The 22,139-nt window shown below is 68.3% G+C and carries 19 protein-coding genes; 10 read left to right on the forward strand and 9 right to left on the reverse strand.

Annotation, left to right across the window (positions count from 1 at the left end; all coding sequences use genetic code 11):
• Window positions 1-119: 119 nt before the first annotated feature.
• On the reverse strand, window positions 120-776 hold the full coding sequence (locus A3ES_RS0115520; RefSeq protein WP_020387753.1) for a potassium channel family protein: 657 nt from the start codon (window positions 774-776) through the stop codon (window positions 120-122).
• On the reverse strand, window positions 773-1,327 hold the full coding sequence (locus A3ES_RS0115525; protein WP_020387754.1) for an acyl-CoA thioesterase: 555 nt from the start codon (window positions 1,325-1,327) through the stop codon (window positions 773-775). Before A3ES_RS0115525 ends, A3ES_RS0115520 begins: the two co-directional genes overlap by 4 nt.
• A 128-nt stretch (window positions 1,328-1,455) precedes the next feature.
• Here A3ES_RS0115525 and A3ES_RS0115530 point away from each other — a divergent pair, with 128 nt between their 5' ends.
• On the forward strand, window positions 1,456-2,403 hold the full coding sequence (locus tag A3ES_RS0115530) for a hypothetical protein (protein ID WP_157630537.1): 948 nt from the start codon (window positions 1,456-1,458) through the stop codon (window positions 2,401-2,403).
• Between the two features lie 16 nt (window positions 2,404-2,419).
• On the opposite strand, the gene A3ES_RS0115535 is transcribed toward A3ES_RS0115530, so the two are convergent.
• Window positions 2,420-3,112, reverse strand: a complete 693-nt coding sequence (locus A3ES_RS0115535; protein WP_020387756.1) for a VOC family protein — start codon at window positions 3,110-3,112, stop codon at window positions 2,420-2,422.
• A gap of 92 nt (window positions 3,113-3,204) precedes the next feature.
• Between A3ES_RS0115535 and A3ES_RS0115540 the strand changes: the two genes are divergently transcribed.
• Together A3ES_RS0115540 and A3ES_RS47300 are read left to right on the forward strand one after the other, a co-directional pair.
• Window positions 3,205-4,581 (forward strand): pyridoxal phosphate-dependent decarboxylase family protein, encoded by a 1,377-nt coding sequence (locus tag A3ES_RS0115540; protein WP_020387757.1) that lies wholly within the window; start codon window positions 3,205-3,207, stop codon window positions 4,579-4,581.
• Window positions 4,582-4,910: 329 nt separating this feature from the next.
• Complete coding sequence (locus A3ES_RS47300) at window positions 4,911-5,450, forward strand: NADPH-dependent F420 reductase (RefSeq protein ID WP_020387758.1); 540 nt, start codon at window positions 4,911-4,913, stop codon at window positions 5,448-5,450.
• A gap of 584 nt (window positions 5,451-6,034) precedes the next feature.
• Here the strand turns inward: A3ES_RS47300 and A3ES_RS0115550 are convergent.
• From A3ES_RS0115550 to A3ES_RS0115560, 3 genes are all read right to left on the reverse strand, one after another.
• Window positions 6,035-6,697: a fasciclin domain-containing protein gene (locus A3ES_RS0115550; protein ID WP_020387759.1), complete on the reverse strand. Its 663-nt coding sequence runs from the start codon at window positions 6,695-6,697 to the stop codon at window positions 6,035-6,037.
• 122 nt (window positions 6,698-6,819) lie between these two features.
• The gene (locus A3ES_RS0115555; protein ID WP_083933476.1) at window positions 6,820-8,469 is read right to left on the reverse strand and encodes a molybdopterin-dependent oxidoreductase; all 1,650 of its coding nucleotides are present in this window, start codon (window positions 8,467-8,469) and stop codon (window positions 6,820-6,822) included.
• A 43-nt stretch (window positions 8,470-8,512) separates the two neighbouring features.
• Window positions 8,513-9,142: a flavin reductase family protein gene (locus tag A3ES_RS0115560; RefSeq protein ID WP_026162898.1), complete on the reverse strand. Its 630-nt coding sequence runs from the start codon at window positions 9,140-9,142 to the stop codon at window positions 8,513-8,515.
• A 34-nt stretch (window positions 9,143-9,176) separates the two neighbouring features.
• Here A3ES_RS0115560 and A3ES_RS47305 point away from each other — a divergent pair, with 34 nt between their 5' ends.
• The 3 genes from A3ES_RS47305 (at window position 9,177) to A3ES_RS0115575 (ending at window position 11,938) form a co-directional block, all read left to right on the forward strand.
• A complete protein-coding gene (locus A3ES_RS47305; RefSeq protein ID WP_020387762.1) occupies window positions 9,177-10,055 on the forward strand; it encodes a phosphotransferase family protein in 879 nt (292 codons plus the stop codon).
• Window positions 10,056-10,129: 74 nt separating this feature from the next.
• Complete coding sequence (gene mgrA, locus A3ES_RS0115570) at window positions 10,130-11,164, forward strand: L-glyceraldehyde 3-phosphate reductase (RefSeq protein ID WP_020387763.1); 1,035 nt, start codon at window positions 10,130-10,132, stop codon at window positions 11,162-11,164.
• An 84-nt stretch (window positions 11,165-11,248) separates the two neighbouring features.
• Entirely contained in the window at window positions 11,249-11,938 is a 690-nt protein-coding gene (locus A3ES_RS0115575) for a hypothetical protein (RefSeq protein WP_020387764.1), read from the forward strand.
• A gap of 243 nt (window positions 11,939-12,181) precedes the next feature.
• Here the strand turns inward: A3ES_RS0115575 and A3ES_RS0115580 are convergent, their stop codons facing one another.
• The gene (locus A3ES_RS0115580; protein ID WP_026162899.1) at window positions 12,182-13,165 is read right to left on the reverse strand and encodes a TAXI family TRAP transporter solute-binding subunit; all 984 of its coding nucleotides are present in this window, start codon (window positions 13,163-13,165) and stop codon (window positions 12,182-12,184) included.
• Window positions 13,162-15,201, reverse strand: a complete 2,040-nt coding sequence (locus A3ES_RS0115585) for a TRAP transporter permease (RefSeq protein ID WP_020387766.1) — start codon at window positions 15,199-15,201, stop codon at window positions 13,162-13,164. The genes A3ES_RS0115580 and A3ES_RS0115585 overlap by 4 nt, the downstream gene beginning before the upstream one ends.
• Before the next feature lie 117 nt (window positions 15,202-15,318).
• Here A3ES_RS0115585 and A3ES_RS0115590 point away from each other — a divergent pair, with 117 nt between their 5' ends.
• Entirely contained in the window at window positions 15,319-15,984 is a 666-nt protein-coding gene (locus A3ES_RS0115590) for a response regulator transcription factor (protein WP_012918592.1), read from the forward strand.
• Between the two features lie 18 nt (window positions 15,985-16,002).
• Window positions 16,003-17,358 carry a sensor histidine kinase gene (locus A3ES_RS0115595; RefSeq protein WP_237744968.1) on the forward strand — a complete coding sequence of 452 codons (1,356 nt, stop codon included), beginning with the start codon at window positions 16,003-16,005 and terminating at the stop codon, window positions 17,356-17,358.
• A gap of 270 nt (window positions 17,359-17,628) precedes the next feature.
• Here the strand turns inward: A3ES_RS0115595 and A3ES_RS0115600 are convergent, their stop codons facing one another.
• Complete coding sequence (locus tag A3ES_RS0115600) at window positions 17,629-18,627, reverse strand: TAXI family TRAP transporter solute-binding subunit (protein WP_157630539.1); 999 nt, start codon at window positions 18,625-18,627, stop codon at window positions 17,629-17,631.
• Between the two features lie 145 nt (window positions 18,628-18,772).
• On the opposite strand from A3ES_RS0115600, the gene A3ES_RS0115605 reads away from it, so the two are divergent.
• Both A3ES_RS0115605 and A3ES_RS52590 read left to right on the forward strand, forming a co-directional pair.
• Window positions 18,773-21,793 (forward strand): alpha-mannosidase, encoded by a 3,021-nt coding sequence (locus A3ES_RS0115605; protein WP_020387769.1) that lies wholly within the window; start codon window positions 18,773-18,775, stop codon window positions 21,791-21,793.
• Between the two features lie 140 nt (window positions 21,794-21,933).
• On the forward strand, window positions 21,934-22,077 hold the full coding sequence (locus A3ES_RS52590) for a helix-turn-helix domain-containing protein (protein WP_020387770.1): 144 nt from the start codon (window positions 21,934-21,936) through the stop codon (window positions 22,075-22,077).
• The last annotated feature ends 62 nt before the right edge of the window (window positions 22,078-22,139 follow it).

Consider the following 22,139-nt stretch of genomic DNA (forward strand, 5'->3'; position numbering starts at 1 on the left):
CGCCCGACACGCCGAGGTAACCGCTTGCCCGCCGACTTGGGTATGCGTGCGGCGTACATCTCGCGCAGTCGTTAGCGGTGCTGGTACCGCGCAGCACGCAGGGAATTGCCAGAGATGCCCTACGCGCGCTTGGCGACGGTCAGGCCGACCAGGCGGGAGACGACCATGGCGACGTAGCCGAGACCGGCAAGTTGCTCGATCATCACCACTGAGCGTCCCCAGGACGTGATCGGCACGATGTCGCTCAGGCCGGTGCTGGACAGCGTGGTGAAGCTGAGGAACAACAGCTCCATCCAGTTTCGGTCGTGCGTCGGGTTGACCGCCGCGGTGAAGCTGCCCGGGAGCAGCGCCTGGACGAAGACGAACAGGTAGGCGAAACCCCAAGCGACCAAGGTGAAAGTGGCACCAGTCGCATAGAGTTCATCAGTGCTCACGTCGTGGTCGGACAGCATGTACCGGAGCAAGCTGTAGGCGGCGTAGAAGTAGAAGGCCGCGTGCAGCACGCCGGAGATCGGCACCATTGCCTCGGTCGGATGGAAGGCGTCCACCAGCGACATCGCGACCGCGGGGATGCCCAGGCAGACGCTGACCCAGGTGAGACCTGGCGTCGACCGCACCGAGAACACAGCGAGTACCAGTACGACGATGCCGAGGATCTCGAAGGCGACCCGGCCCCCGCGGGAGCCCTCCATCGCAGGGTAGACCAGCACACCGAGCAACTGGACGACCAGCAAGATGGCGGACGGGTGCCGCCGGGCGCTGCCCAGCAGATTCATTCGGTCCCCTCGCGGGAGGAGATGATCGCCTGCCGGCGGGCCAGCCGGTGACTCCGGCGGATCTCGGCCTCACGCATCCGCCGGTGATCCTCGTCCGTCTCCGGCACCACCTGCGGTACTGCGCGCGGCTTGCCTTCCTCGTCGACCGCCACGAACACCAGGTACGCCGTCGCGACGTGCACCTGCGCGCTGACCGAGTCCCAGCGGTCGGCGGTGATCCGCACGCCGACCTCCATCGAGCTACGGCCGGTCCAGTTCACCTGCGCGGTGAAATGCACGACGTCGCCGACCCTGACCGGGACCAGGAAGACCATCTCGTCCATCGACGCGGTCACCGCCGGACCGCCCGAGTGCCGGGCCGCGACGACGCCTGCGACCGAGTCGACCAGCGTCATCACCACGCCGCCGTGGACGGTGCCGAGCAGGTTGGTCTCGTTCTGGGCGGTGATGTGCGACAGCGAGAGCCGGGTGGCCGAAGCGGGGCGGCTCGTCACCTGTTCGTGCGCGACACCCCTGGCCGGCGTGTGGTCTGCGCTGGGGGTGGCGGGCATCGGGTCGCTCCTCGGGGTGGTGGTCTGCGGCTGACGCAGAATAACCGGCCGGTTGTCCACAGGCTGCGAAGTACCGGCCGTCAGAGCGGCGAACGCTCGTACTTTCTCTGTCGAAGGAGGTGGACAGCATGATCATCGACGAAGACTCCACCGAATGGGCCCTAGGCAACCAATCCGGCGCGCTGGCGCCGTTGTCCCAAGCCGAGGCCGCACACCTGGTGCGACTGAGTCTCGAGGCCGCGGCCGCCCGCGCCCTGCACGGCCGGTACGACGGCGCCGGGGCGCTTGTCCTACAACCCGGGGCCGGATTCGCCGCCGGGGCGCCACCAGGCGAGCACTTCGAGGCGGGCCTGACGAACCTGGCGAGGATCGTGGCCGGCCTGCGACCGGACCACTGGCCGCGACTGGTCGGCGAGCATTTCGACCGATTGGCCCACACTCTGCGCCACGGGCCACCACCGATACCGGCGGATCCGCAGCGCGAGCTCCTCCAGCGACTCGTCCCGAAGGACTCACTCGAGCCACGCCTGCTCAGCTCGGCACCGGAGTTCGTGCCAGGCCTGCTGTCGGTGCCGGCCACGAGCACCGATGGCACGATCACCATGTACTTCGATCCGGTCGCGGACCTCGGCCTGACCTGGGCGGACGCCGAGTCGTGGGGGCTTCGCAACCTGCGTTCGCTGACCGACACGGTCGCCTACGCGGAGTACGAGGGCACCCTGGTCGCCATGATCAGCGGCAGCGACTTCGCGGCCTCCCGGGCACTCGTGCTCGACACGGTGCTGCGTGAGTCCCTCCACGTCGAAAACCCGCGGTACGGCGTACTGGCGGCGATGCCGGTCCGGGACCTGCTGCTCGTGCACGTGGTCACCGATCTGTCCGTGCTCCCGGCACTCGGGATGATGCTCAATCTGGCCGGCCGGGCGCATGCCACCGAGCCGGGACCATTGAGCCCTTGGGTCTATCTGGTCGCGCCGGACGGCTGGCATCTGGCGACGCGAGCAGCCGGTGATCCCAGCCCTGGCCTCTCCCCACGATTCGTCCGCCTCCTCCACGAACTCGACCAGGACTCGTGACGCGATGAGGCAACCGTCAGCCGTCTCGGCCCTGCCATGTGGTCACGCAGGCCTCGTTCCCCTCCAGGTCGGCAAGCACCCAGAAAGCGGGGGCACGCGTCGCGGACACAAGTCGGCCCCCAGCCGCCAGTGCGGCCTCGACGCGCCGTGGTGCCTCGTCATGCGGAACACAGATGTCGAAGTGGATGCGATTGCGCTGCGGGCGCGCCCGGTGCATCTGCTGGAACCAGATGGCCGGGCCCTGCCCGACCGGGTCGACGAGCGGATCCTCCGGTCCGTCGGCACCCGCCTCATCGGTATAGCCCAGCACCGCCTTCCAGAACGCCCGAATCCCGGCAATGTCCAGCGCATCAATCGCGATCTCCAGAATCTGGACGGATCGCGGTGCCCCCGTTCCGATTTCGGGCTCCGCCAGAAACCCGGACCTGTTCGCGGTGGCAGAGATCCGAAGCGCGAGTTCGACATCCCGGGTGGTCACCGCTGCGTGCTCCAACGACTGCAGAGTGAAGACGACCCGATCGGGGCGGGCATCGACCTGAAGGTGCCGGTCGGCGTCGTCGCCGCACACCGCGACAGCGTCCGCTGCCAAGCCGATCGCCCGAGCCAACGACCCGACCGGGACCGACGTTCGCAAAGCGCCCAGTAAGAAGCGCCACCCAGAGTCCTCGACCGCCTCCGACGCTTCCTGCCGATTCACTACCTGTTCCATGGCCGCATCCTTGCAGCCCCCACCGTCAGCCCCGCCTGCCGCTACTTCTGAAACAGTCCCTAGATGGCACAGTCGAGAGCATGGGAGAGCCGATGCCAGAGAAGTCAGAGTCCGATCTGCGCGAGCTGTTCGGGAGAGCCGCCGCGGAGGCCGCGGAGTACCGGGAGTCGTTGGGGCGGCGGCGAGTCGGTGCGGCCAAGAGTTCCGCCGAGGTGCGAGCTGATTTCCGGCGACCACTCGGGCAGGAAGGGCGACCGGCGGCGGAGGTGATCGAGGAGCTCATCACGCTGGCCGAGGGCGGACTCGTCGCGAGCGCCGGACCGCGGTACTTCGGCTTCGTCGTGGGCGGTGCTCTGCCTGCCGCCAGCGCGGCCGACATCCTGGCGATCGGCTGGGACCAGAACGCCTGGAACAGCGTGCTCTCGCCGACCGCGGCGGCTGCTGAGGCAGCGGCGGGCGAGTGGCTCAAGGAGCTTCTCGATTTGCCTGCGACGGCATCGACCGGTTTCGTCACCGGTGCGCAGGCAGCCAACACCGTCGGGCTGGCGGCGGCTCGGCACCACGTGCTGACCAAGGCGGGCTGGGATGTAGAGAAGGATGGGTTGGCCGGAGCTCCCCGCGTCCGGATCCTGGCCGGCGACGAACGGCACGCCACGATCGACCGATCGCTGCGGTTGCTCGGATTCGGCTCGGGTTCACTGGAACCCGTTCACAGCAAGGAGAACGGGGTCATCGACCTAGACGACCTGCGAACCCGCCTGGACGGTCACGAGGGCCCGCTGATCGTCTGCCTTCAAGCAGGCAACGTGAACACCGGCGCCTCGGACTCCCTCGGCGACGCCTGCGAACTGATCCACGAGTACGGCGGCTGGGTCCACGTGGATGGCGCCTTCGGCCTCTGGGCCGCAGCCAGCCCCACCCACCGGCACCAAGTCGCGGGCCTGGAGCTCGCCGATTCCTGGGGCTGCGACGGCCACAAGTGGCTCAATCTCCCGTACGACAGCGGCTTCGTCTTCTGCGCCCATCCTGAATCACACGCGGCGGCCCTCGGCTACAGCGCCTCCTACCTGGTCAGGTCCGAAGACCCCGAGCCAGGCGACTACGTGATGGAATCGTCCCGTCGAGCCCGAGGCTTGGCAGTCTGGGCCGGCCTCCAAGAACTGGGCCGCGACGGCGTCGCCCAACTCGTCGACAACTGTTGCACCCTGGCCAAATCCCTAGGCGACCAACTGGCCTCAGCGGGGTACGACCTCGGCAACGAGGTGGTCCTCAACCAGATCCTCGTTTCCTTCGGCGACGACACGGAAACCGATCGAGTCATCGGCGCACTCCAAGCCAGCGGCACCTGCTGGATGGGCGGCACCACCTGGCGCTCCAAGCGCTACATGCGGATCTCCGTCTCCAACCACCAGACCACCCCCGACGACCTGACCCAAACCTTGCAAGCCATCGAGGCGATCACCCACTGAGTTGGCCCGGCAACTCGGTGATGTAAGCCACCCCTCACCACGGCCTTTGCCTGACCTGGACCGACCACTGGCTGAAAGGCCCGCTCGACATCTGCCGGATCACTCGCTACCGGCCTGCGGGAACCCAGCGCCCACAACTCCTTGGACGACCCTCCTCAAGACAATCCATTCCTTGCCCCCGGCAACTCCACATAGCCCGACTCCCACGCCCGGATGGGCACTCCAACCATCCCTTCGGGCAGGTTCCTCGCGAACGACCTCCTGCAGGACCATCCAGCGCGTCACCTAGTAGAAGGCTTGTTTTCTTGGGCGGTCAGAGGAGAGGTTTGATGGCGGTCATCGGGTTCATCGGTAGCGGTTTGGTTGGGAGCGCGGTGGCTCGCCGGGCGTTGGCTGCTGGTCATCAGGTGGTGATGAGCAACTCACGCGGGACTCGGAGTCTTCAGCGATTGGTGCGCGAGTTCGGCCCTGCGGCGCGCGCGGCTACGCCAGGCGAGGCGGCGACCGTGGCCGATCTGGTGGTGCTGGCAATCCCCTACGGTCGTTTCCCGCGACTCCCCCGGGACGAACTGATCGGCCGAATCGTGCTCGACGCGTGCAACTACTTGCCGTACCGCGACGGACGCGACCCCGCGATCGACGAAGGCCGCACGTCAACCACCGAGGTACTCGCCGACCTCTTGCCCTACACCCGCGTCGTCAAAGGCCTCAACACCATCTCCGCCGGCCAACTCCTCGCCGACGCCACTGCCAAACAGATCGTCACCCACTTCATCAACGACCTCGGCTTCGACGCGGTAGACACCGGCCCTCTCTCCACCAGGCGAGCCCCCCACTTCGACCCCGCACCGCCTGGCAACCCCCACTAACAGCCCTAGCTCTAACTGCCACTCTCACCTAGTCCCGACCCACCGCGACACCCCTCCCCACCAAACGCCAGCAGCAGCCATCCGGGTGGTGTCCAGCAGAGTGGTGTACGAGGTCTCCTGCCCGCCATCCCAGTCCTCGCCAGCCCAAGAGCACCTGATCATTCGCCCCCCCTTTGACCACCGCCAGCCACCCTGTGCACCGGCCAGGCATCCCCCAACAACGCCAGCCCGTGCCCAAAGCCGATCACCCCAGTCCAGGCGGGGAGGAAAATATCCCAGAACCGGCGCAAAATCCGCCCCGAGTCCAGCGAAAACCCTCCCCAACCCCAACCCCAACCGCACCACCACCAACCGACGGACAGGCAGCAGAGATCCCGGCCATCACGGCAGGTCGCCGACTCATGTGCCAACACGCCGTGCGTTCCGTGGCCGGTCAGCGACCGGATGACCCGCCGGCCGGCCCGCCCGCCGCAATCCAGCCCACCTCGCCACACACCCCCTTCGTGAGAGCGGTTGCCGGGCGGGCGGGTGTTGATTGCTGGGGGCAACTGGTGCGGCCTTGGTGTCGGCTGGTGGGGCCGGTGTCAGGCGGCTGGGGGCATCAGGACGGTGTCGATCAGGTAGACCGTGGCGTTGGCGGTTTTTACGCCGCCGCAGATGACCTTTGCGTTGTTGACCATCAGGTTGTCGCCAGAGCCGGTCACCGTGACGGCGCCCTTCTCGACGGTGGTTTGCTTGCCGACGACCGCGTCAGGTGCCAACTGGCCCGGGACGACGTGGTAGGTCAGGATCTTGGTCAGCAAGGCGCTATCGGTCTTCAGCGTGTTGATCGTGCCGGCCGGGATCTTCGCGAACGCCGTGTCCACCGGCGCGAAGACCGTGAACTCGCCGCCGTTCAGCGTCGACACCAGATCGACCTTCGGGTTGAGTTTGCCCGATACCGCCGCCACCAGCGTCTTCAGCAACGGGTTGCCCGACGCGGCCGATGCCACCGGCGCGGCGGCCATGCCGTCGACCGAGCCGGCGCCGGTCGGGTTCGCCTTGGCGTAGTCGGCGCATCCCGGACCGACCAGTCCGGACGCGTTGTCCGCGGACGGGGCCGTGGAGGGTACTTCCGCCGGCGTCGTCGCGCTCGACGAGGCCGGCGGCGTACCGCTGGACTTGTCGTCGCCGCCGCAGGCAACGGTTGCGAAGAGCAACGAAACGGCGGAGGCGGCCAGAGCGACTCGCTTGATGGTGTGGGACATGACGATCCTTCTCCTTCGGATTGAATTTCCCGGCGCGATCACTGCTGTGACGCCAGGCGTTCGGGGGATACGGCCGGTACGGCGTACGCGCAGCGCGTCAGCCGAAAGGTCGGGCAGGCCGGTTACTCGACCATCACCACCGTGTTGTGCAGGCCGCTCGACCCGTTCGGTCGCGGCGCCGCGCGGTCGGCCGTCTGCACCTGTCCGGTGGCATCGGTCGCTCGCACGGTGAGTTTGTGGTTGCCCGGCGTCGCGTTCCAGCGGAACGTCCACTGCCGCCAGGTGTCGATGGTGTCCTCGGCCGCGAGCGTCGCGGGCTGCCAATCGCCGTCATCGACCTGTACTTCGACCTTGGCGATGCCGCGGTTCTGCGCCCAGGCGACGCCCGCCGCGACAGCCGGTCCGGCCTTGATGCTGGCGAAACCCTTCGGTACGTCGATCCGCGAGGAGGTCTTGATCGGGGCCTCGACGGACCAGCCGCGATCGGTCCAGTAGGCGCTGAAGTCCGAGAACCTGGTGACCTCGAAGTCGACGATCCACTTGGTCGCGGACACGTACCCGTAGAGCCCGGGTACCACCATCCGGACCGGGAAGCCGTGTTCGAAGGGCAGCGGCTCGCCATTCATGCCGACCGCGAAGATCGCGTCTCGCCCATCGGTCAGCGCCTTCAGCGGCGTACCGATCGTGAGTCCGTCGACGCTGGTCGACCTGACCGCGTCGGCGCCGTCGCGGACACCGGCTTCGCGGAGGAGTTCGGCGATCGGTACGCCGAGCCAGCGTGCGTTGCCGACGTACGGGCCGCCGACTTCGTTGGAGACGCAGGTGAGAGTGATGTCGCGTTCGATCAGCCGGCGGTTGAGGAGGTCGGCGAAGGTCAGCCGGAGTTCGCGGTCGACCAGGCCGTGGATGCGCAACTCCCAGGTCCGTGGGTCGACCTTCGGGACGGTCAGCAGGGTGTCCACGCGGTAGAAGCTCGGATTCGGCGTGACGAACCGACTCACGCCCGGCACCTCGGCGGCCACTCCCGCCGGCAACACTCGCGCCGGACTCCCCGGCGCCGGCAGCTTGATCCCCCGCCGGGTCGCCTCACTCACTCCATCAGGCAGGACGAGCGAAGCACCAAGCCCACCAGCCCCGGCGACGCCCAACGCCATCGCAGTCCCCAAGAACCTGCGGCGATCGAACCCAGCAGGCGCCTCGGCAGCGCTGGCGCCTTCCCCGGAGCTGGTGCCTTCCGCGGGGCTGGTGCCTTCGGCGGAGCTGGTGCCTTCCGCAGGGTTGGTGCCTTCGGCGGCGGGGGTCTTCCGGCGCCCGCCGCCGCCGAAGGGATCCGGGGAGAGCGCTCGGAGTACGAGCAGGATGCCGATCGTTGCCACTAGCAACGTGATGATGGCGGGGAGGACCTGGACGAAGTAGTTGGTGGCGAGGGTGCGGCCGGTGGCTGCGGCGAGGATTGCCAGCAGGCCGAGAAGTGCCGTCATCGCGACCGCAACGCGCGGGGCAGTCGCGCCGATCGCGCCTGCCAGGAAGGCGAAGACGGTCACAGCCAGCAGGACGACACCGATCAGGACCGGCTTGTCGGCGGTCCCGAGGTTCTTGACTGCGAAGTCTTTGGCCGCCCCCGGTGCGAGGTCGATCAGCTGGGTGCCGACGCCGACCACAGGCGAGGTGCCGCCGGCCAGTGCGGCGGTCAGTTCGCCGAGGCCCAGTCCCGCGCCTGCGGCGAGCACACCCCCCAGCGCTGCCAGGGCCCGGCGTTTTCTCGTGGTCATGGCTGTGCTTCGGATCAGCCCGAAGCACGGATGGGTGCAGAACTCAGAAAGTCGAGCTGGGCCCCGCGTAGTCGCCCGGCCAGTCGGCGTACCGGATCCGGCTGATGTCGCGGATCTCGCCGATCGTGGACCACTCGTTGCGCCCCAGCCGGGCCAGCGGCTGCAGCCTGGTGATCTCGGGATGGTTCCCGTCCAGCACCGACTCGTCGATGCTGATCTGCCGCACCCGGCCGATCACCACGGTCGAGTCGCCCAGTTCCAAGGTGGTGTGCAGCGTGCACTCGATCGCGACCGGCGACTCGGCCACCCGCGGTACGGCGACCGTCTTGCCCGGTTCGGTGTGCAGCCCGACGGCGGCGAACTCGTCGATCTCCGGCGGGAAGTTCGTCGCGCTCGCGTTCACCTGCTCGAACAGCGGCTCGGCCGCGAAGTTGACCACGAACTCACCGGTCGCCTCGACGTTGTTCAGGCTGTCCTTGCGCCCGACCGAGGTGAACTGCACCATCGGCGGCTCGACGCATGCCACGGTGAAGAACGAGTGTGGCGCCAGGTTGAGTACCCCCTCGGCCGAGCGGGTCGAGACCCACGCGATCGGCCGCGGCACGACCACCGCGTTCAGCACTGCATAGAAGTCTCTGCTGCTGATGGTCTCCGGATCCACGTCTCTCCGCACACCCGCCAGTATCCAGCAGGAGAGAATCAGTCCGATGAAGACCTCACTCCGCGACGCCCTGGCCAGCCGGTACGCCGTACCGCCTGCCGCGATCCGCGAAGTGCCCGGAGGTGTCGCCAACCGCGCCTACGCGGTGGGTGACAACCTCTTCCTCCGCATCCCCCGCAGCAAGCCGTTTGAGCAAGACCTGCTCAAGGAGGCCGCGGTCATCCCAGTCGCCCGCGCAGCCGGGGTACGGACTCCCGCAGTCGTCGACTTCGACACCACCCGCACCCTCGTTGACACGCCGTACATGGTCCTCGAGCGAGTCCACGGCACCGACCTGGTCGACACCGCCACGCCGTCACCGGCCTTCTGGCAGGAGGTCGGCAGCCAGCTCGCGCTACTCCACCGAGTCGACCAACCACCAGCGGGTGTGGAGCCAGACGACGGCGGCGGAGACCCCCACCCAACCGTGGACAAGCTCGCCACAGAGGGCTACCTAGACTCCGGTACTGCGAACTGGCTCCACGACTGTTTCGACCGCCTGGCCGCCCACGTCCCGCAGGACCAGCCGCACGTGCTCCTGCACGGCGACCTGGCTCAGCAGAACCTCATGGCCCACGGCAACCAGTTGCTGGCCCTGATCGACTGGGGCGACGCCGCCTGGGGCCCGCCCGGGATGGAGTTCGCCAAGCTGCCCTTGGAGCAAGTGGCAGCCACCCTGCGCGGCTACAACGGTCAGGAAGGGCTGGAAGCCGCAGCACTGTGGTTTCACCTCAGCTGGGGCCTCAGCAACCTCACCAAAGGCCCGCAACCCGGCCAGCGATACTGGACCGCCCCGCCCGCCAGCCGGCTACTCGGCGTGCTGCGCTTCTACGCGTCGTCACCGCCGCCGCCCTGGGCAGGGCTGATCAAGAAGGCCCGGAACTGACACTGATCGACCGTGGTTCTGCTTAAAAACAAGGGTTCGCGGACTTGTCACGACATGAGGCAGACTGAGGACTTGTGACTGACTATGTAGCCGCTCAGGACCGGTACGACGACCAGATGACCTATCGGCGCAGTGGCCGCAGCGGACTGCAGCTGCCGGCGATCTCGCTGGGGCTCTGGCACAACTTCGGCGGTGACAAGCCGCTCGACACCCAGCGCGACATTCTGCGCCGCGCCTTCGACCTCGGCGTCACCCACTTCGACCTGGCGAACAACTACGGCCCGCCGTACGGCTCGGCCGAGACCAACTTCGGCGGCCACTTCGCGCGCGACTTCAAGCCGTACCGCGACGAGCTGCTGATCTCCACCAAGGCCGGCTACGACATGTGGCCCGGCCCGTACGGCCAGGGCGGCGGCTCCCGCAAGTACCTGCTCGCCTCGCTCGACCAGTCGCTGGACCGGATGGGCCTGGACTACGTCGACATCTTCTACTCGCACCGCTTCGACCCGGACACCCCGCTGGAGGAGACGATGGGCGCGCTCGACGCCGCCGTCCGCTCCGGCAAGGCGCTGTACGCCGGCATCTCGTCGTACTCCGCGGAGAAGACCCGCGAGGCGGCCCGGATCCTCGACGAGCTCGGTACGCCGCTGCTGATCCACCAGCCGTCGTACTCGATGCTGAACCGCTGGATCGAGGAGGACCTGCTGGACGCCGTCGGCGAGCTCGGCGTCGGCGTGATCGCCTTCTCCCCGCTGGCGCAGGGGCTGCTCACCGACCGGTACCTGAACGGCGTACCGGAAGGATCCCGGGCGTCGCAGGGCAAGTCGCTGAGCACCGACATGCTGACCGAGGAGACGCTCAAGCACGTCCGCGCGCTGAACGAGATCGCCCAGCAGCGCGGCCAGTCGGTGGCCCAGCTGGCGCTCGCCTGGACGCTGCGCGACGACCGCGTCACCAGCGCCCTGATCGGCGCCTCCAGCGTCGCCCAGCTGGAGAACAGTCTGGCGGCGGTGCGGAACCTGAAGTTCAGCCAGGACGAGCTGGACGCGATCGACGCCGACGCCGTCGAGGCCGGCATCAACCTGTGGAAGAAGAGCTCCGACGCCTGACGGTTCGGTAACAGGCTGTGCCGGGGTTGTGCCTGGCACAGCCTGGGCACAGAGTAGGTAGTACCCCCCAGGAGGTGGTTGACGATGACCGCTTCGACGCTCGAACTGGCCCTCACCTACGAACACGCAAAGATCCGCGAGCTGGCCGCCCCGGCGCACGAGCCGTCCACCATGCGACCCGATCGCCGGCACGAGACCGACTGGTTCTACGCGATCGCGGCCCAGCACCTGGCCGCCGCGGAGGACATCCTGCTCCCGCATGTCCGGCGGCTCCCGGACGGCCCCAGCCTGGTTGGCCGGTACGTCGGCAACGCCCGGCAGCTGGAGAGAGCGCTGCGCTTCCTCAAAGGCCGCCAGTACGGCGACAGCCGGGTGCAGCACCTGAGTCCGGACGACGTCTGGCAGGTGATCGACCGGCTGCTCGACGAACACGAGCTGCTCGAGATGGAGTACAGCCGGATGATCGGCGAGGAGCTCGACAGCGAAGGCGTCAACGCGCTGACCGAAGAGCTGCTCACCGCCGAAGAGGTGGCGCCGACACGCGCCCACCCGTTCACCCCCCACACCGGTACTGCGGGCCGGCTGGCGCACCGGATGTGGCGGCTGGCCGACAACGTGTGGGACAGCGCCGAGGGCCGGGTAGTGCCGACGAAGTACCACGCTCACCCGAAACGAGACTCGGCCCTGTCGCACTACCTACGCGGCACCCCGATGGAGGATCTGCCGGAGCCCCGCGAAGAATCCGGGAGCCCCGAGCTGCCAGGAGAGCGGTAGCTGGGTAGAGCCGGGGCAGGTATTGCCAGGACAGCGGAGGCTGGGTGGAGGGGTGCTGGCAAGCGATCGGGCCCGCCACCACCGGATGCCTCCGGTAGGGCGGGCCCGACCTGAAACCCTCCCCCACTGCGCCTGGTTGTGAGGGTGGGCCTGGTTCCCGCCGCCGCTGCGCCTGGATTGCGGCGATGGGTCCCTGCGCCCTCCCCCGCTGCGCCTGGTGTGCGGGGGAGGACGGTTCGTGGGTTACTTCAAGGCGTCGATCGCCTTCTTGGCGCCGGGATGCAGCTCGACCGGTGCGGTGTTGGCCGCGTCCTCTATCTTGATGCCCTTGGCCGCGGCGTTCACCTGGATCAGCGCGTCCTTGTTCTCGTAGATCGCCTTGGTCAGCTTCTCGGCCAGCTCGTCCGACATGTTCTTGCGGACCAGCAGCACGTTCGGCACGATGATCGTCGCGACGTCGGCCGGCTGCTTGTAGGTCGCCGCCGGAATGTTGCCCTGGGCATAGATCGTGCCGTAGGTCTTGTTCAGCGCGGGCAGCATGTCGGTGATCGGGATCAGCTTGACGCCCTTGCCCAGGCTCGTCGTCAGGTCGGTGATGCCGCCGGTCGGCAGGCCGCCGGACCAGATCAGCGCGTCGATCGTGCCGGCCTTCATCCCGTCGACCGACTCCGGCAGGCCGAGCCGCTGGGCGGTGACGTCGCGCGCCGGGTCCAGCCCTGCCGCCTCGAGCAGCCGCCGGGCGATCACCTCGGTGCCCGAGTTCGGCGAACCGGTGGAGACCCGCTTGCCCTTGAGATCCGCGATCTTGTTGATCCCGGAGGACGCCCGGACGGCGACCTGGGTGTAATTCGGGTAGAGCCGGGTCAGCGCGACCACGTCCTGCTTGGTCTTGAAGCTGTGCTCACCGTTGACCGCGTCGGCGGCGGTGTCACCGAGCGAGAACGCGATGTCGTAGTTGCCCGCCACCAGACCCTGGACGTTCTGCACGGAGGCGCCGGTCTCGCTCGCGGTCGCGCGGTAGCCCTCGACCTTCTCCGAGAACACCTTCGCCATCGCGCCACCGAGCTGGTAGTAGACGCCGGTGGTGTTGCCGGTCGCGATGGTCAGCCGGCCGCCATCGGTTCCGGCGGCACCGCCTTCGGGCTCTCGTTGCCCTCCGCAAGCGACCAGCGAGACGGCAGCAGCGAGCGCAACCACGGCGGCGGGGAGGCGTCGACGAGTTCTCATGAGGTGACGGGTCCTTCCGTTGGTGTAGCCAGACGACGCTGCCGCCGGACCACATTGATGACGACGGCGACAAATAGCAAACCGATTCCGGCCGCGATGGTTACGGGAGCCAGATAGAGCAGCAGCAAAGCGGCCGGAATGCACAGCGACCGCTCGACCCAAGTGGTGGCGATAAAGATCCAGCCGCCCGTGACGACGGCCAGCGCGGCGACGGCGAGCATAGAGACCACAAGGGTCCACACCATGCCGATCAGGCTGCCCTGTCCCAGCAGGTGGGCACCGTTCTCGGTCAGCACGAACGCGAACGGCACCAGGAACGCGGGCAGCGTGTACTTCCAGGCCTGCCACATCGTCGGCATCACCTTGCCGCCGGTGATCGCGGACGTCGCGACGGCGGCGAGCGCGGTCGGCGGTGACACCTCGGACAGTACGGCGTAGTAGAAGATGAACATGTAGGCCTCGGCCTGGGTCACTCCCAGCTGCACCAGAGCCGGCGCGATGATCACCGCCGCGATGATGAACGACGCGGTCACCGGTACGGCGAGTCCGAGCACCAGTACTGCGAACGCCGACAGCACCACGGTCAGGATCAGCACCACGGTCTTGTTGTCGGTCAGCCCGGTGGCCGCTTCGACGATGATCTGGGCCAGGTTCAGCCCCAGCCCGGTCTGCGTGGTGACCGCGACGATGATGCCCGCCGTCGCACAGGTCGCCACCACCGGCAGCACCGAACGGGTGCCCTGGGCAAGCGCCTTGAACAGCGGTACAGCGGTCAGCCGGTGTTCCTTGTCCAGGAACGACAACGCGAGCTGGATGAGCACGGCGTACACGACGGCCTTGAACGGCGGCACGTCCACCGCCATGAAGCCGATGATCACGAACAGCGAGAGGAAGTGGTAGCCGAACCGCAGGAGCAGCTTCCACGCCGACTGGGTGGACGCTTCGGCTTCCCTGGTGCCGTGCCGGCGGGCGTCGATCTCGATCGCGAGCAGGATGCCCAAGTAGTACAGGATCGTCGGGATCACCGCGTAGCCGAGCACTGTCAGGTACGAGACCTGCAGGAACTCGGCGATGATGAAGGCGGCGGCACCGAGCGTCGGCGGCGACAGGATCGCGCCAATGCCGGCCGCGGCGAGCATGCCGCCCGCGGGCTCTGGCGGGTAGCCCGCGCGACGCAGGATCGGCCACGAGACGGTGCCCAGCGAAACGGCGGTCGCAGTACCGGAGCCGGAGACGCTGCCGAGCAGGAAGCCCGCCAGCGTGACGGTCCGGCCGGGCGCGGCACGGCTGCGCTTGAAGGCCGCGAAGGAGAGGTCGATGAAGAACTTGCCTGCGCCGGAGTAGTCCAGCACCGCGCCGTAGATGGTGAAGAGCACGATGTAGCTGGCGGCAACATTCAGCGGCGTTCCGTAGAAGCCTGCGGTGCCCATCGTGAACTGCCCGATGATCGCGTCGAAGTTGAAGCCCTGGTGAGCCAGCGACCAGGTGTAGGGCAGGTAGCCGCCGTAGTACGCGTAGGCGATGAACAGCAGGCTCACCAGCGGCAGCACCCAGCCCGTCGTCCGGCGGCACGCCTCGAGCAGCAGGACGAGGAGGAGGGCGCCAGTCAATACATCGAGAGACGTCGGTGCCTGCCGGCGTTCGAGGAAGCTGTCGAAGTCGAGCAGCGGATAGAGGCAGACCGCCAGGGCGGCCACGGCCAGCAGCCAGTCGGTGAGGCCGGGGTTGTCGGTCGCGCGCGCCTCTAAACGGGCGCTGAACGGATTGAGGAACGGCGGCACCCGCCAGCCCCGATAGCACAACAACGTGATCGGCAGGGTCGCTGCGAGAAAGATCACTAAATAGAACTGCGTCCCCGACGACAGCGGGAAGAAGACCTGGAGCAGGACGCCGAGGCTGACCACCGCGCACCAGGCCGAGATCACCCGGTCCAGGGCAGGGCGAAGCCGCCGAGCGGGCTTTTCCTGCTCGTACTCGGCAAGTTCGGACTCGGAGAGCGTGGCGCTGCCACCCCCCGTTGTTGCACCGACAGTCATCGACCGGTTCCCTCCTGTGCCCGAAGGCTAGTGTTGGCGACCACTCCATGGAGTCGCATGGTTACGTCTTTACCAAGATCTGACACATAACCCCCGTACCTGCCCTACGATCACGGCATGAGCGGCGCCGTCAGGATTTTGTTGGTCGAGGACGATCTCGATATCGCGAACGCTCTGATACCTGCGTTGCGCCGGTACGGGTTGATGGTGACGCATGTCAGGACGGCCGCGGACGCACTCGCGGCCGACCCCGGCGACCTTGTGCTGCTGGACCTCGGACTGCCCGACGGCGACGGCATCAACGTGTGCCGGCAGATCCGTACGGTGTCAGACGTCCCGGTGATCGCGGTCACCGCCCGCGGCGAAGCGGCCGACCGGGTCCGCGGATTGCGCAGCGGTGCCGACGACTATGTGGTCAAGCCGTTCGCGATCTCCGAGCTACTGGCCCGCATCGATGCTGTACTTCGGCGTACGGGCCTGTTGCAGCCCCGCCCCCGGGTGACTGTCGGGGACCTGACCGTCGATATCGAGGCACGCACGGTCCAGGTCGCGGACAAACCCATCAGCCTGACCCGCAAGGAGTTCGACGTGCTAGCTGTGCTGGCCGCCCACCACGGCCGGGTGGTGCCGCGTGAACAGGTCGCGCTGTACGCCTGGCAGTCCGTCTTCGAGGCCTCCTCGCGGACGATGGACGTACACGTCGCGAGCCTGCGGGCCAAGCTAGGCCGGCCCGAACTGGTCCAGACCATCCGCGGCGTCGGCTACCGCCTGGGTTCGGACTGACCGTTGCGCCGTCGACTGTTGCAGTCCCTCGTCCCGATGGTCGTCATCCTCGCCATCGTCGCTGCCGTCCCGCTGGCCAACTTCATCGCGACCGGTGCGTCGCGCACTCTCTTCCTGTCCCGCAGCAACGACGCGGACTGGTTCGCCACCATGGCCGAGGCACCGCTGCAGTCCGGCGACATCGCCAGCCTGCGTGAGCTCGCGGTCCGCTACCACCAGCTCTACAACACCCCGGTGTTCATCGTCGACGTCGACAGCCGGGTGATCGCGACCTCGCGATCCGGCGTGAACGTCAAGGAACCCGAGCTGGTCACCGCCCTGGCAAGCACCCTGGCCGGCCGGCTGCCCGCCGAACCACCGGCCATGTGGCCCTGGCGATCCGGCGAGATGGTCGTCGCCCGCCCGGTCGTGAACAACGGCCGCGTCCTCGGCGCCGCAGTACTGCGGGTGCCGACCGAGCGTGCCCGCGACCAGGTGCAGAACGGCCTGCTGCTACTCCTCGGCGGCCTGCTGATCAGCATCGGCGCCGTCGTCATCGGCATCGTCCGCCCGGTCACCCGCTGGGTACTGCGGCCGCTGAACGACCTCGACAACGCGACCCACCAGGTCACCCGCGGCGCACTCGACACCCGGGTGTCCACCGACGGCCGCGCACCCGAACTGCGACGACTCGGCGACAGCTTCAACTCGATGGCGCTCAGCCTGCACCAGGCCCGCCAGCGTGAACGCGAGTTCGTCGCCGACGCGTCCCACCAGCTCCGTACGCCGCTGACGTCCGCGCGGATCCACATCGAGGGCCTGTCGCGCTTGTCGCCGACCGCGCGGTTCGCACTCAGCGACATCGACCGGCTCGGCCGGATCGTGCAGCGGCTGTCCCGGCTGGCCGGCTCAGACCGCCCAGGTGATGCCGAGGGCAACGAAGAGCCGCTGGACCTGGCCCAGGCGATCAAGGAGCGGCTGGTCGGCTGGAAGGCCGTCTACGCCGCCGACGACCTGGAACTGATCATCGGCGAGATGGTGCCCGGCGGAGTCGCGTCGGAACTCGAGGTCGACGACATCCTCGACGTCCTGCTCGACAACGCCTCGAAGTACGGCGCTCCGCCGGTCGAGGTGTCGGTCCTTCGCGACGGTACGGAGGTAGTCCTCTCGGTCCGCGACCACGGCCTCGGCCTCGGCTCCCGCGACCTCAAGAAGGTCGGCGAACGCTTCTGGCGCAGCGCCCACCACCGAGAGATGCCCGGCACCGGCCTAGGCCTAGCCATCGTCCGCTCCGAAGCCGCCCGAGTCGGCGGGCGAGTCGTGGCCCGCCCACCCATCGGCGGCGGCCTGGTCATCGAGGTCCGAGTCCCCCTGATCGACGACTACGAACTCTAGGTACTACGCCCCACGCGGCCGGCTGCTCGCTCGCCGTCAAGACGCGGCGACGTCGGCACGGCAGCGCGTCGCGTGCTGGCGTCAGGTGCCGCGCGCCGCGGACCGCCACCACTACCCAACCCGGTGCCGACGCCCCGACACGCCGGGGGAAAGCGCTTGCGAGCGAGGTTGGATAGTGGTGGCCGTCCGCAAGCCGCGCCAGCGGGTTGCCTAGCGGCGACGGAGCAGCCCGCGTGCCGGGGTGGGCGGGAGCCGGCGACGGGGCGAGTACTAGATGTGGTTGGTGCGGTACCAGCGTTCGGCGGCCGGGTGGAGGGGGATGGGCATGGTGGCGATGGCGGAGCGGGCGTCGAGGGAGCCGGCTTCGGGGTGGATCTTCATCAGGTCGTCCTGGCGGCGGAACATCGTGTTGAGGGTCCACCAGGCCCATGAGTCGGACAGGCCGCGGCGGGCCAGCAGGTAGTTCGGGACGGCCAGGGTCGGTACTGCGCTGGCCAGGGAGTAGACCGACGGCGGGATGGACGACAGGATGTAGCCGCCGAAGCGTCTGAGGGCTATCCCCTCGGCGACCTCGCCGATGTCGACCAACCGGAAGCCGATCGTCCCCTGCAGCTTTTTGATCGGATCGGTCGGCAGGCCGCCGCTCCAGATCAGCGCGTCGATGCCGCCCTTGGCCTTCTCGTTGCCCGCTTTGGCGGTGAGCATCTCCACCGCGGTCGTGAGGTCGTAGTTGACCTTCAGCACGCCCTTGAGCTTCGCGGCCGCGAGGATCCGCTCCGCCACGACCCTGGTGCCCGACAGCGCCGGACCGACGCTGACGGTCTTGCCCGCCAGATCGGCGAAACTGCTGATCGGGGAGGCAGTCGGCACCACCACGTGCACGTAGTTGTCGTAGGTCCGCGCCAGCGCGGTGAACCTCAGGTTGCCGGTCTTGAAGCTCTCCAGCCCCTCGTAGGCGTCCAAGGCCGAGTCCGACAGGCTGAAGGCGATGTCGGCCGACCCCTTGTCCAGCATCTGCAGGTTCGCCACCGAGCCCTGGGTGGGTACCGCCTGCATCTCGACCCCGGTCACCTCGGTGACCAGCTTGGCCAGCCCCGCGCCGTAGATCGAGTAGACCCCGCCGAGGTTCCCGGTGGCGATCTTGGCCGGCCCGGCCGGCGCCGGCTCGTCCGACTTGCCCCGGGAGCAACCCGGCATCACCAGGGTGGCCGCGGCAGCGGCTCCCATTCCGAGCACACTGCGGCGATTCAGGAGGTGGGGACGGTCCATGGAGACAACCTAGAGGGGAAGTGGTCTAACGGCTACCAAGCGTGGTGGAACAGACAGCGTCTGGACGGGCCCCCGCTTGGTGTGACAGCGTTGTCATCGCATCGGCCGCGAGGGCCACGCCAGACCGTCATCGGAGGATGATTTCGTGCACGACGACCGTCAACTCATCGAGGAGCGGCTCCAGCGCGCCCTGCGGGAGCGGATCCGCCCCGCGATCTACGGCGCGGCCGTCCCGCTGGACATCAAGGTATGGCACGCGCCTGGTGAGCCGGTGTCGCCCGCCGAGGCGCTCGCCGCCTCCTACGAACCCGCCGCGATCGGCCTGCCCTGGGGTCCGGCCTGGGGCACCGCCTGGTTCCACTTCAGCGGTCAGGTCCCGGCCGAGTGGTCCGGCCAGGAGATCGAGGCCGTCATCGACCTCGGCTTCAGCGGCGGCCCGGGCTTCTCCGCGGAGGGCCTGGTGCACACCACCAAGGGTGTCCCGCTGAAGGGCCTGCACCCGCGCCAGACCTACGCACCGCTGTCCATCCTCGGCCCAGACGGTACTGCGGCCTCGGCCGGCGACCAGATCGAGTTCTACGTCGAGGCGGCCGCCAACCCCGAAGTACTGGGTTCGAACGCCTTCGCCCCGACCGACGTCGGCAGCAAGCCGGAGCCGGGCGGCAAGCCGATCTACCAGCTGACCCGGGCCGACCTGGCTGTCTTCAACTCCGAGGTGTGGGACCTGATCCTCGACCTGGAGGCGCTCGACGGCCTGCAGCGCGAGCTGTCGCCGCAGGAGCCGCGGCGCAAGGAGATCCTGCGCGCCCTCAGCCGCGCGCTCGACGCACTGGACTATGAGAACGTCGCCGGCACTGCCACCGACGCCCGCGCCCAGCTGACCGACGCACTGAGCCGGCCGGCGCATGCCAGTGCGCACCAGCTGTCCGCCGTCGGGCACGCGCACATCGACTCGGCCTGGCTGTGGCCGCTGCGCGAGACCCGCCGCAAGGTGGCTCGTACCGTCTCCAACGTCGCCACGCTGGCCCAGGAGCACCCGGAGCTCGTCTTCGCCTTCTCGCAGGCCCAGCAGCACGCCTGGGTGAAGGACAACTACCCGGAGGTGTGGGAGCGGCTGAAGAAGGCCGTTGCCGACGGCACCATCGTCCCGGTCGGCGGCATGTGGGTCGAGTCCGACACCAACCTGCCCGGCGGCGAGGCGCTGGCCCGGCAGTTCGTGCACGGCAAGCGGTTCTTCCTGGACGAGTACGGGATCGACACCCAGGAGGTCTGGCTGCCGGACTCGTTCGGCTACACCGCCGCGCTGCCGCAGCTGGTGAAGCTGTCCGGCTCGAAGTGGTTCCTGACCCAGAAGATCTCCTGGAACAAGGAGAACCGCTTCCCGCATCACACCTTCCAGTGGGAGGGCCTCGACGGCACGCGGGTGTTCACCCACTTCCCGCCGATCGACACCTACAACTCCGACCTGTCCGGCCGCGAGCTCGCCCACGCGCAGCGCAACTTCGCCGAGAACGGTGCCGCGACCCGCTCGCTGGTCCCGTTCGGGTACGGCGACGGCGGTGGCGGCCCCACCCGCGAGTTCGTCGCGGCGGCCCGCCGGGTGGCCAACCTGGAGTCCTCGCCGCGGGTGACGATCGAGTCCCCGACGGAGTTCTTCAGCGCCGCCGAGGAGGAGTACGCCGGGCACGCGCCGGTCTGGTCCGGTGAGCTCTACCTGGAGATCCACCGCGCGACGTACACCTCGCAGGCCAAGACCAAGCAGGGCAACCGGCGCAGTGAGCACCTGCTCCGCGAGGCCGAGCTGTGGTCCGCGGCGGCCGTGGTCGCGGGCAAGCTCGACACCTACCCGTACGAGGACCTGGACCGGATCTGGAAGGCCGTGCTGCTGAACCAGTTCCACGACATCCTGCCGGGCTCGTCGATCTCCTGGGTGCACCGCGAGGCCGAGGAGACGTACGCACGGCTGGCCGAGGAGCTCGAGGCGATCATCGCGAAGGCTCAGCAGGCGCTGGCCGGCTCCGGCGACGCGCAGATCGTCTTCAACGCGGCGCCGCACTCCCGCGGTGGCGTGGCCGGCCTCGGTGCCGGTATCGCCGTCGGCGAAGGCCAGGCGGCGACGATCGAGGGCGGCGTCCTCGACAACGGCGTACTGCGGGTCACGATCGACGACCGCGGCCTGATCACCTCCCTGTACGACGTCGCCGCCGACCGCGAGGTCGTAGCACCGGGCAGTACTGCGAACCTCCTGCAGCTACACGTGGACACCCCGAACCACTGGGATGCCTGGGACGTCGACTCGTTCTACAAGAACAACGTCCGCGACGTCACCGAGGTCGACAGTGTGGAGTTCAGCACCGTCGACGGCGTCGCCACCGTGGTCGTGAAGCGCTCGTTCAACCGGTCCAGCGTCACCCAGACGCTGCGGCTGCGGCCAGGCGCGAAGCGGGTCGACATCGAGACCTCGATGGACTGGCACGAGTCGGAGAAGTTCCTCAAGGCGGCGTTCCCGGTCGATGTGCACGCGGACCGGTCCGCGTCGGAGACGCAGTTCGGGCACATCTTCCGGCCGACCCACCAGAACACCTCGTGGGATGCCGCCAAGTTCGAGATCGCGGCGCACCGCTGGGTGCACGTCGGCGAGGCCGGCTATGGCGTTGCCGTGGTCAACGATTCGACGTACGGGCATGACATCAACCGGACCGCGCGCGAGGACGGCGGCACCACGACCACGATCCGTACTTCGCTGATCCGGGCGCCGCGCTTCCCCGACCCGCTGACCGACCAGGGCGTGCACGTGGTCAACCACTCGCTCGTCGTCGGGGCCGGCATCCCGGACGCGATCGAGGAGGGCTACCGGATCAACCTTCCGGAGCGCGTCGTCACCGGAGCCGGTGGGGCCGAGCCGATCGTTGCCGTTGACAACGGCAACGTGATCGTCGAGGCACTCAAGCTGGCCGACGACCAGTCCGGCGACGTCGTCGTCCGGCTGTACGAATCGTCCGGCGGCCGGTCCCGCGCCACCCTCACCCCCGGCTTCGCGGCCGCGTCGGTGACGGAGGTCGACCTGCTCGAGCGTCACCTGGCCGACCGCGACCTCAAGGACGGCGGAGTGAGCTTCAAGCTCCGCCCGTTCCAGATCCTCACCCTGCGCTTCAAGCGCGCCTGATCTACCCAACTCCCACCCCGCCATACCTGTTCATTCGCCCCTTTTTCACCCTCATCAATCTGCGACAGCGCCGGACGGCCTGCATGGAGGGTGAAAAAGGGGGCGAATGAACCGATGGTGGGTGGCGGCGTCAGCCCGCTTTGGCGTTCCGCCGTACGTCGATCCACGCCAACACCGTGGACTACCGCCTCCGCCAGGTCGACAAACTCACTGGCCTCGACCCCGCCCAGGCCGAGCAACTCCCGCGCCTCGTAGCCGCGCTGGCCGCCCACGACGCCTCCTGACCCAGAAGAACGCCTCCTGGAAGACCGACGGTGTTCACGCTGCTGACGTAGCGTTGCTGTCA

This window comes from Kribbella catacumbae DSM 19601, assembly GCF_000372465.1.
Lineage (GTDB): Bacteria > Actinomycetota > Actinomycetes > Propionibacteriales > Kribbellaceae > Kribbella > Kribbella catacumbae.